Origin of the sequence: Streptomyces sp. NPDC002044, assembly GCF_040296725.1 — a bacterium.
GTDB classification, from domain to species: domain Bacteria; phylum Actinomycetota; class Actinomycetes; order Streptomycetales; family Streptomycetaceae; genus Streptomyces; species Streptomyces antarcticus.
Map to the genome: position 1 here is coordinate 1 of NZ_JBEOXU010000193.1, position 9,051 is coordinate 9,051.

The following is a 9,051-nucleotide window of genomic DNA, read 5'->3' on the forward strand; positions in this document are numbered from 1 at the left end:
CTCCGGCCCGCGGGCCGGAGCACGGACGGCGGTCCGGATCAGCCGGTGAAGCCGGCCGTGATGGAGGTGAACTGCCAGTCACTCTGGGCGATGCCGGAGCACGTCTCCTGAAGCCCGCCGCCCGGGCAGCCGCGGTCGCGGTTGACGGACCAGAAGGCGAGCCGGGCGATGTGGTGGGAGTTGGCCCAGTCGCGGATCCCGGTCCAGTCCTGGACGGTGGTGGTCTCCTGGGTGTCGCTGATGCCGTTCATCCCGGAGATGCCGATGTGCGCGTAGGCCGTGGCGTCGTCCCAGCCGAAGGTGGACCTGAGCTTGGTCTTGAGCCCCTCGGTCGCGCTGACGGTGCTGGCGTACATGTCGGTCGACGCGTTGCCGAAGTCGAACGGCATGATGGTGAACACGTCGATGTCGGCGCCCAGCACCTTGGCCCGCTCGATCAGGCGGTTGCCCCACGAGGTGGGTCCCGTGGTACTGGTCCCGAAGGTCAGGATGGTCTTGATGCCCGGGTTGTTCTGCTTGACGATCTTGAGGGCGCCGAGCACGCGGTCCTGGACCACCGCGTTCTCGAACTCGTCGGTGTTCTCGATGTCGACGTCGATGGCCTTCAGTCCGTACGCGTCGATCACCTTCTGGTAGGCGCCGGCCAAGGCTTCGGGGGTGGCGCAGTTGGGGCCCAGTTTGTTGCCCTGCCAGCCGCCGATGGACGGGACGATGTCGCCGCCCGCGGCCCGGATCGCGTTGACCGTGCTCTGGTCCACCCCGCCCGTCAGCGGGCGCTGGCCGTCCCAGGCCGGATTGCACCCGCCGGACGACAGGATGAAGGCCATGGTGAACCACTTCACCCCGGTCGCGTTCATCACCGTGGTCGCGCTCGGCGGGTTGCCCCAGCCGAGGTACAGGTACGGCGCCGCCTGCTTGAAGCCGGCCGGGACGGGTCCGTCGTCGGTGGTGACGGCGGCGCTCTCGGACACCGGCGAGGTGTTGCCGGCCAGATCGCGGGCGCGCACCGTGAAGGTGTACGCGGTGCGGGGGGAGAGGCCGGTGACGGTCGCGCCGGTGGTGGTGGACGTGGCCACCTTGTCGGCGCCCCGGTAGACGTCGTATCCGGTGACGCCGACGTTGTCGGTGGAGGCCGTCCAGGCGAGCGAGACGCTGGAGGAGGTCTTACCGGTGGAGGCGAGGTTGCCCGGCGCGGTGGGGGCGACGGTGTCCGCGCTGCCACCGGGGCCGTCGAGGGTGACGTCGTCGGCGTAGTACGTTCCCTGCCCGTACCAGCCGTTGAGGTAGATCTGCGCGCTGGTCTGCGAGGCGCCGGTGGTGAAGGAGACGCTCAGCTTGGTGTAGGCGCCGGGGGAGGAACTCCAGGTGGAGGCGCCGCCGGTGACGCCGAGGTACACGTGACTGCCGCGGACCCAGGCGGACAGCGTGTACGCGGTGTTCGGCAGGACGGCCACGGTCTGCGTGCACTTGGCGGTGTCGGACGGGCCGGCCGCGCCGGCCAGCGCCTTGCCACCCCCGTGCACGGGGGAGCTCACGACCGAGCCCAGACCTCCGCCGCAGGACCAGCCGGCCGTCGTGCCGGACTCGAAGTCGCCGTTGGTGAGGATGTTCGCGCCGAACGCGGAGCCGGGAGAGGTCAGTACCGCGGCCGCGCCGAGCAGGGTGGCACCCAGACCGCAGGCGAGGCGGGTACGGGTGCGGATGCGGGTACGCAAGGAAGTGCCTCCGTGGGGGGAGTGACGGGCAACGCGAGACGTGGCGTACGGCCGCTGGGAGGGGTGTCCCGTGAGGGCGGTGGGCCGGGTGGGGGGAGCCGGTGCCGGGACCGCCGTGTGACCGGGAACCTATTGCTCCGCATGGCCCGCCGTCAACAGGTCTGGACCAACTTCCGTTCACCGGCGGCCCCCTGACCGTCCGGCATCCGGAATCCGGGTCGCGGAGTCAGGCCCCCGTGGTCGATCCCGGCCGGACGATCATCAGTACGGTCACGGTGGCCCAGAGCAGGTTGAACACCCCCGTGTACATGCCCAGTCGCCGGGCGGCCCGCCCCGCGGCGTCGGTGTCCGGCCCGCCCGGCGCGCCGCCGAGGGCGGCCAGCAGGAACCTCTGCCGCGGCAGCACGAGCGCGGCCAGCACGGCGGCGCCGGCGAGGGTGAGGACGATCGAGGCCAGGAGCCAGGGACTGCCGAGGACGTGCAGGCTGTTGGCGGTCGCCAGGCCGAACACCGGTACCGCGACCGCGACCACGGAGTAGACCTGGCAGATGCGGTGCAGTGTCAGCACCGTGGCACGGGCCGTCGCGTGGTCGGGCGCGGCCAGCGCGCGGCGGGCGGACGGCGGGAACATGCTGGCGGCCACGGTCACGGGCCCGATGGTGATGATGGCTGCCAGGACGTGGACGGTCAGGAGGAACTTCGTCATGACGGGTGCGGTGCTTTCGCTGGGCGCCGGGCGCGGCGGTGGGTGGGTGCGGCGGATCGGGGGGTCGGCGGCGTACGGGTGTCAGAAGGCTGCCGGGGCCGGACCGGCGGCGCGCCAGACGGTGCCCCGGCGCTCGTGGGCGAAGAGCTGCTCGACGGCGTGGGCGATCCGGGGGCCGATCTCGCGCTCCAGCAGGTACAGGCCCAGGTCCAGGCCCGAGGTGACCCCTGCCCCCGTCACCAGGTCTCCGTCGTCGACGACGCGGGCGTCGACCGCGATCACGCCGGCGGCCTCCAGGAGGTGGAGGCCGAGGTGGTTCGTCGTGGCGTGCCGCCCCTCGATCAGCCCGGCCGCCGCGAGGATCGCGGAACCTCCGCACACGGTGGCCACCGTCGTGCCGGGGCGGCTCAGGGCCTCCCCGAGCAAAGCCGGCAGCCCCGTCCGCAGGGAACGGGCGAGCAGGGCGGGGACGGAGGCCCCGCTCGGCGATGCCCCGCTCCCGGCGTCCCCGCTCCCGGCGTCCCCCGTGTCCCCGGCGCCCGCGGGATCGCCGAGCGGGCCCACCGCTCCCGGGACGACGACGAGGTCCGCGCGTCGCGGGTCGAGCGCCGCCGTGGCCCGCAGGGTCAGGAGCCCCGAGCCGCTGGGCACCTCGCGCGGGCCCTCCGCCGAGACGAGCTCCACGCGGAGCGTGCCCGGGGCCGCCGTCCCCCCGGCGAACAGGACCTCGTAGGGGGCGATGACGTCCAGCGGGTCGAATCCGTCGAACAGCACGATCTGGCACAGCATGCGGAGCGGTTCCTCTCTGTCGCGACCGGTGGGGATCCGCCGGCATCGCGATCGGCACGGGGAGCGGCGTCGGCACCGGGTACGGCGCCGACACCGACCGTAGTCAGCCGAGCGACCGCGCTGTAGTGGCTGGAATGCCAGATGCCAACGGGTTCTGGCCAACACGCCCCGAAGGGCGCTGACCTGCGGGGAAAGTGGCACGGGGAGAGCGTCCGCGGACCGGACCGGCCCGGTGGCCTCTTATGGTTGGGCCATGCACACCGTGGCAGTCCTCGCCCTGGACGGGGTCATCCCGTTCGACCTGTCCACCCCGATCGACGTGTTCGGCCGCACCCGGCTCCCCGACGGCCGCCCCGCCTACCGCGTCCGCGTGTGCGCGCCGACCGAGGAGATCGACGCCGGTGCCTTCACCCTGCGCGCGCCCTGGCCGCTCGCCGCGCTCGACGAGGCGGACACGATCATCGTCCCCGGAGTGAGCGACCCCTCGGCGCCCGTCCCCGACGAGGTCCTCGACGCGCTGCGCCGGGCCGCCGCTCACGGCACCCGCCTCGCCTCCATCTGTACGGGCGCGTTCGTCCTGGCCGCCACCGGGCTCCTGGACGGACTGCGGGCCACCACCCACTGGCTCGCCGCCGACCGGCTCGCCGCCCTCCATCCCGCCGTCGACGTCGACCCCGGCGTGCTCTACGTGGACAACGGGCTGCTGCTCACCTCGGCCGGGGCCGCGGCCGGGCTGGACCTGTGCCTGCACCTGATCCGGTCCGACCTGGGCTCGGCCGTGGCCGCCGACGCCGCCCGCCTCGCCGTGATGCCCCTCGAACGGGAAGGCGGCCAGGCCCAGTTCATCGTCCATGAGCAGCCGCCGGCGCCGCGCGGCTCGGTGATCGAACCCCTCCTGAGGTGGATGGAGGACAACGCCCGCCGGGACCTGACCCTCGACGACCTCGCCGCCCGGGCGGGCATGAGCATCCGCACCCTGAACCGGCGCTTCCGCGAGCAGACCGGCACCTCCCCGCTCCAGTGGCTGCACCGCGCGCGGATCCGCCAGGCCCAGTACCTGCTGGAGACCACCGCGCACCCCGTCGACCGGATCGCCACCCAGGTCGGCTTCGGCTCGCCCACCGCCTTCCGGGACCGTTTCAAGCGCCTCGTCGGGACCAGCCCCCACGCCTACCGACGCGCTTTCCAGACGGCCCGCACCGGCTGAACGCCGCTCGCGGTGTGCATACCGGGCAGTCGAAATATGATGAGGCGGGGTTTTCGTGCCAGGGCCCTGAAACGGACGTACCTCGGAGCGCCCCATGACCTCCCATAAGTCCACGCGGTCGGCGACCGCGGACGACTTGCTGACCAGGCTCGGGAGGCTGACCGCCCAGGCCAGGGAGGGAGCCGAGCTCCACCAGGCCCGGGTGGAGCTGGCCGAGGCGCTGCAGCGGGAGATCCTGCCCGCCTCCCTTCCCGCGCTGCCGGGGCTCCGCACGGCGGCCCGGTACGCGCCGGCCCGCCACGGCCTGAGCGTGGGCGGCGACTGGTACGACGGGTTCCGGCTCCCCAGCGGCGCCCTCGGCTTCTCCATCGGTGACGTGGAGGGCCACGACGTCGAGGCGGCGGCCTTCATGGGGCAGGTCCGCATCGCCGTACGCGCCGTGGCCGCCTCCGCGGCCGACCCGGGCGAGGTGCTCAGGCTGGCCAACGAACTCCTCCTGTCGGTCGACTGCGACCTCTTCGCTACCTGCACCTTCGTCCGCTTCGACCCCGTGAACTGGGAGATCCAGAGCGCCCGCGCGGGCCACGTGCCCGGCGTGTGGGCCACGACGGGCGGGGAGTACGGCGTCGTGGAGGACGAGGGCGGTCTCCCGCTCGGCATGCTGTCGGGTTCCGAGTACCCGGTCACCCGGCTCCCGCTGACGACGGCCGGCTCGTTCGTCCTGGTCACCGACGGTGTGGTGGAAGGCCCCTCCTTCCCGATCGAAGCGGGACTGGCCCGGGTGGCCGAGGTGATCCGGGCGGGCGCCGGCGCGGATCCGGGCGATCTGGCGGCCGAGGTGATGAAGGTCGCCGACTCCACCGGCCACGAGGACGACGCCGCCGTGCTCGTGCTGCGGCACGAGGACGGCCCCCTCCGGATCGGGTGACGCGGCCGGCGCCGTAGCGCGTGTCACGCGCCGGCGGCGACCGCCGGCTGTTGTCTGATGCAGTGATGCGCACCGAGGGCTTCCGACGTCTGTTCCCGGCTGTGCTCCGGATCGTCGCCGTGGCCGCCGCCTACTACGCGGGCGGGCGCATCGGCCTGCTCCAGCAGGTGGTCGTCGAGGGGGCTGTCGTCACACCGCTGTGGCCGCCCACCGGCATCGCCCTGGGCTGCCTGCTCTGGCTGGGCCTGGGCGTCTGGCCGGGGATCGCGATCGGCGCCCTGCTCGTCATCCAGTCGATCAGCCCCATCGACCCCATCGGGCTCGGGATCGTCGCGGGCAACACCCTCGCCCCCGTCTGCGCCTGCCTGATGCTCCGGAGCGTCGGCTTCCGCGTCGAGCTCGACCGGCTGCGCGACGGCGTCGCCCTGGTCTTCCTCGGCGGACTGCTGCCGATGCTGATCAGCGCCACCGTCGGTGCGGGGCTGCTGGAACTCACCGACGTCCTGCCGGACGGCGGGTTCTGGACCGTGTGGTGGACGTGGTGGGCCGGTGACGCCATGGGCGTGCTCGTGATCACGCCCCTGCTCCTGGTGCTGTGCCGGGCCCGCCTGCCGGTGGAGACGTACCGGTGGGCCGAGGTGTGCGCCCTGATCGTGTCCGCCGTCGGGATCACCCTCCTGGCGACCAGGAGCGGCCTCGCGATGCTTTTCCTCGTCTTCCCGCTCCTGATCTGGGCCGCCCTGCGCTTCCAGCTGGCCGGCAGCGCGCCGTGCATGCTGCTCGTGTCCGTCCTGGCGAACGCGGCCGCGGTCGGCCGGCTCGGCCCGTTCAGGGACCACACGCTGCTCCAGGGCATGGCCAACCTCCAGGCGCTCAACGGCGCGGCCGCCCTGACCTCGCTGCTCCTGTCGGCGCTCGTCACCGAACAGAACACCATCCGCCTGCGGATCGAGCAGGCGTGCCAGGAGCTGGCCGAGGTCGTCGAACAGCTCGCGTCCGGGCGGGTGTCGCACCGCTGGCCCGTACCGAGGGAGCCGGACGACTCCCGGCCGGACGCCGGATAGCCGTCCGGTCGCCGCGGGCCGGGGGTATCCCCACGGGCGCCGGTCGGGCTGCCCGGATCGATCACCGGACCGGGAACGCGCAGGCTGAGCGACCGCCACGCGCCCGGCGCGGGGGGTACCCGGCATGATGGGTCCGTGATCACCATTCATCTGAAGTACGAGATAGACGTCGAGAAGCTCGCCGACTTCGAGGAGTACGGCCGCCGCTGGGTGGGGCTGGTCAACCGGTTCGGCGGCACCCACCACGGCTACTTCCTGCCGAGCGAGGGCGACAGCGACATCGCCTACGCCCTCTTCTCCTTCCCCAGCCTCGCCGTCTACGAGCAGTACCGCACGGACAGCATGTCCGACCCGGAGTGCCGGGCGGCCTTCGACCTGGCACGCGACACCCGCTGCATCAAGCGGTACGAGCGTCGCTTCCTGCGGCCGCTCGACGGCGGCGGTCACTGACCCTTCAGGCCGGAGTGCTGCACAATCGGCGGATGAGCGACGAAGACCCCCACCTGTGGCTGGAAGACGTAACCGGCGATCCGGCCCTCGCCTGGGTGCGCGAACGCAATGCCGAGACCGTGGACGCCCTGGCCGGAGCGCCCGGGTTCAAGGTGCTGGAGCGCGAAGTGCGCGAGGTGCTGGACGACGCCGACCGGATCCCGTATCCCGTCCGCCGGGGCCGGTACCTGTACAACTTCTGGCAGGACGCGGACCGGGTGCGGGGCGTGTGGCGGCGGACCGGTCTGGAGGAGTACCGCCAGGACCGGCCGGCCTGGGAGACCGTCCTCGACCTGGACGCGCTGTCCGAGGCCGAGGGGGAGGACTGGGTCTGGGGCGGGAGCGACGTTCTCGCGCCCGACCACCGCCTCGCCCTCGTGATGCTCTCCCGCGGCGGCTCGGACGCCTGCGTGGTGCGCGAGTTCGACCTGGAGGCACGGGAGTTCGTCGGGGACGGATACGAAGTCCCCGAGGCCAAGACCCGGATCGGGTGGATCGACCGCGATCACGTCTGGATCGGCACGGACTTCGGCCCGGGCTCGATGTCCGCGTCCGGCTACCCCCTCCAGGTACGCCGCTGGCAGCGCGGAACGCCCCTGGCGGAAGCCGAACTCGTCCACCAGGGGGAGCCCTCGGACCTGTCGGCCGACGGCTGGCACGACCACACACCCGGCTACGCCAGGGACTTCGTCTCCCTCCACACGGACTTCTGGAACAGCCGCCTCTACCTCCTGGGAGGAGCCGCAGAAGGAGACGGAGGAGGAGCCGGCGGCGCGGGCGCGCGTCTGGTGCCGGTCGACGTGCCGGACGACGCGGTCAAGTACGTGCACCGCCAGTGGCTGATCGTCACGACGAAGTCGCCCTGGCTCGGCCACGCCGCCGGCACCCTCCTCGCCTTCGACTTCGACGCCTACCAGGCGGGGGGCTACGCGGACGGCGCCCGCGAGCCCGCCGTGCTCTTCGCCCCCGATGAGCACACCGCGCTGGCCGGCCACCACTGGACCCGTCACCACCTCATCCTCGCCACCCGCGCCGACGTCTCCTCCCGACTCGAACTCCTCACCCCCGGACCGGACGGGCACGGGTGGACCAGGGCTCCGCTGGCGGACGTGCCGCCGCTCTCCACCGCCTCGGTCGTCTGCACCGAACCCGACGAGAGCGACGAGTACTTCCTGAACGTCTCCGGGTTCCTCCAGTCCGCCACCCTCTACCGGGGCGAGGGCGCGGGCCCCGGCGAGACCGTCAAGCAGGCCCCCGCCCTGTTCGGCACGGCCGGGCTCACCGTCAGCCAGCACTTCGCGGCCTCCGCCGACGGCACGCGCGTCCCGTACTTCGTGATCGGCCCCGAGGACCGCCCCGGCCCCGGCCCCACGCTGCTCTACGGGTACGGGGGATTCGAGGTCTCCCAGGTCCCGCAGTACAGCGCGGTCATCGGACGGGCCTGGCTCGCGCGCGGCGGAACGTACGTCCTCGCGGGCATCCGCGGCGGCCACGAGTACGGGCCCGCCTGGCACCAGGCCGCCCTCGGGGCCCACCGGGTCCGCGCCTTCGACGACTTCGCCGCCGTGGCCCGGGACCTCGCCGGCCGCGGCATCACCACCGCGGCCCAGCTCGGCATCGAGGGCGGCAGCAACGGCGGCCTCCTGATGGGCGCCATGCTCACCCGCCACCCGGACCTCTTCGGCGCGGTCGTCGCCCACGTACCGCTGCTCGACATGCTCCGCTTCCACCGGCTGCTCGCCGGCGCCAGCTGGATCGCCGAGTACGGGGATCCGGACGACCCCGCCGACCGGCCGCACCTGATGGCCATCTCCCCGTACCACCAGGCCCGCGCGGACGTGCCCTACCCGCCGCTGCTCCTGCTCACCTCCACGCGGGACGACCGGGTGCACCCCGGCCACGCCCGCAAGATGGCCGCCCGGCTCCGGGAACTCGGCCAGAGCGTGCTCTTCCACGAGCATCTGGGCGGCGGCCACGCCGGAGCCACGGACCACCGGCAGACCGCCTTCAACGAGGCGCTCGTCCACAGCTTCCTGTGGGAACGGCTGACACCGCCGCACCGCGGTCCGGGCCCGGCCGCGACCTGAGTGGCGGTGTGCCGCGCACCGGGGCCGCGCACCACGACCGCGCACCGGGGCCGGCCGGTCAGCCCC

General features: G+C 73.0%; 8 protein-coding genes. 5 read left to right on the forward strand and 3 right to left on the reverse strand.

The window, feature by feature from the left end:
• Positions 1 to 38: 38 nt before the first annotated feature.
• The 3 genes from ABT106_RS29040 to ABT106_RS29050 all read right to left on the reverse strand — a co-directional run bounded on the left by ABT106_RS29040 (position 39) and on the right by ABT106_RS29050 (position 3,210).
• Positions 39 to 1,715 carry a carbohydrate binding domain-containing protein gene (locus tag ABT106_RS29040; protein ID WP_502979514.1) on the reverse strand — a complete coding sequence of 559 codons (1,677 nt, stop codon included), beginning with the start codon at positions 1,713 to 1,715 and terminating at the stop codon, positions 39 to 41.
• A gap of 226 nt (positions 1,716 to 1,941) precedes the next feature.
• Positions 1,942 to 2,421, reverse strand: a complete 480-nt coding sequence (locus ABT106_RS29045) for a DUF2269 family protein (RefSeq protein WP_351283216.1) — start codon at positions 2,419 to 2,421, stop codon at positions 1,942 to 1,944.
• A gap of 81 nt (positions 2,422 to 2,502) precedes the next feature.
• The gene (locus ABT106_RS29050) at positions 2,503 to 3,210 is read right to left on the reverse strand and encodes a DJ-1/PfpI family protein (protein ID WP_351283218.1); all 708 of its coding nucleotides are present in this window, start codon (positions 3,208 to 3,210) and stop codon (positions 2,503 to 2,505) included.
• Positions 3,211 to 3,463: 253 nt separating this feature from the next.
• Here ABT106_RS29050 and ABT106_RS29055 point away from each other — a divergent pair, with 253 nt between their 5' ends.
• The 5 genes from ABT106_RS29055 (at position 3,464) to ABT106_RS29075 (ending at position 8,985) form a co-directional block, all read left to right on the forward strand.
• Complete coding sequence (locus ABT106_RS29055; RefSeq protein ID WP_351283221.1) at positions 3,464 to 4,417, forward strand: GlxA family transcriptional regulator; 954 nt, start codon at positions 3,464 to 3,466, stop codon at positions 4,415 to 4,417.
• 94 nt (positions 4,418 to 4,511) lie between these two features.
• Positions 4,512 to 5,345, forward strand: a complete 834-nt coding sequence (locus ABT106_RS29060) for a PP2C family protein-serine/threonine phosphatase (protein WP_351283224.1) — start codon at positions 4,512 to 4,514, stop codon at positions 5,343 to 5,345.
• A 62-nt stretch (positions 5,346 to 5,407) separates the two neighbouring features.
• A complete protein-coding gene (locus ABT106_RS29065; protein ID WP_502979515.1) occupies positions 5,408 to 6,409 on the forward strand; it encodes an MASE1 domain-containing protein in 1,002 nt (333 codons plus the stop codon).
• Positions 6,410 to 6,544: 135 nt separating this feature from the next.
• The gene (locus tag ABT106_RS29070; RefSeq protein WP_351283229.1) at positions 6,545 to 6,859 is read left to right on the forward strand and encodes an NIPSNAP family protein; all 315 of its coding nucleotides are present in this window, start codon (positions 6,545 to 6,547) and stop codon (positions 6,857 to 6,859) included.
• Between the two features lie 32 nt (positions 6,860 to 6,891).
• Positions 6,892 to 8,985, forward strand: coding sequence for a prolyl oligopeptidase family serine peptidase (locus tag ABT106_RS29075; protein WP_351283232.1), 2,094 nt, complete (start codon positions 6,892 to 6,894; stop codon positions 8,983 to 8,985).
• The last annotated feature ends 66 nt before the right edge of the window (positions 8,986 to 9,051 follow it).

Coding starts and splice junctions, on each gene's coding strand:
- ABT106_RS29045 (WP_351283216.1), bottom strand. CDS start 2,421: ATGACGAAGTTCCTCCTGACCGTCCACGTCCTGGCAGCCATCATCACC.
- ABT106_RS29050 (WP_351283218.1), bottom strand. CDS start 3,210: ATGCTGTGCCAGATCGTGCTGTTCGACGGATTCGACCCGCTGGACGTC.
- ABT106_RS29055 (WP_351283221.1), top strand. CDS start 3,464: ATGCACACCGTGGCAGTCCTCGCCCTGGACGGGGTCATCCCGTTCGAC.
- ABT106_RS29060 (WP_351283224.1), top strand. CDS start 4,512: ATGACCTCCCATAAGTCCACGCGGTCGGCGACCGCGGACGACTTGCTG.
- ABT106_RS29075 (WP_351283232.1), top strand. CDS start 6,892: ATGAGCGACGAAGACCCCCACCTGTGGCTGGAAGACGTAACCGGCGAT.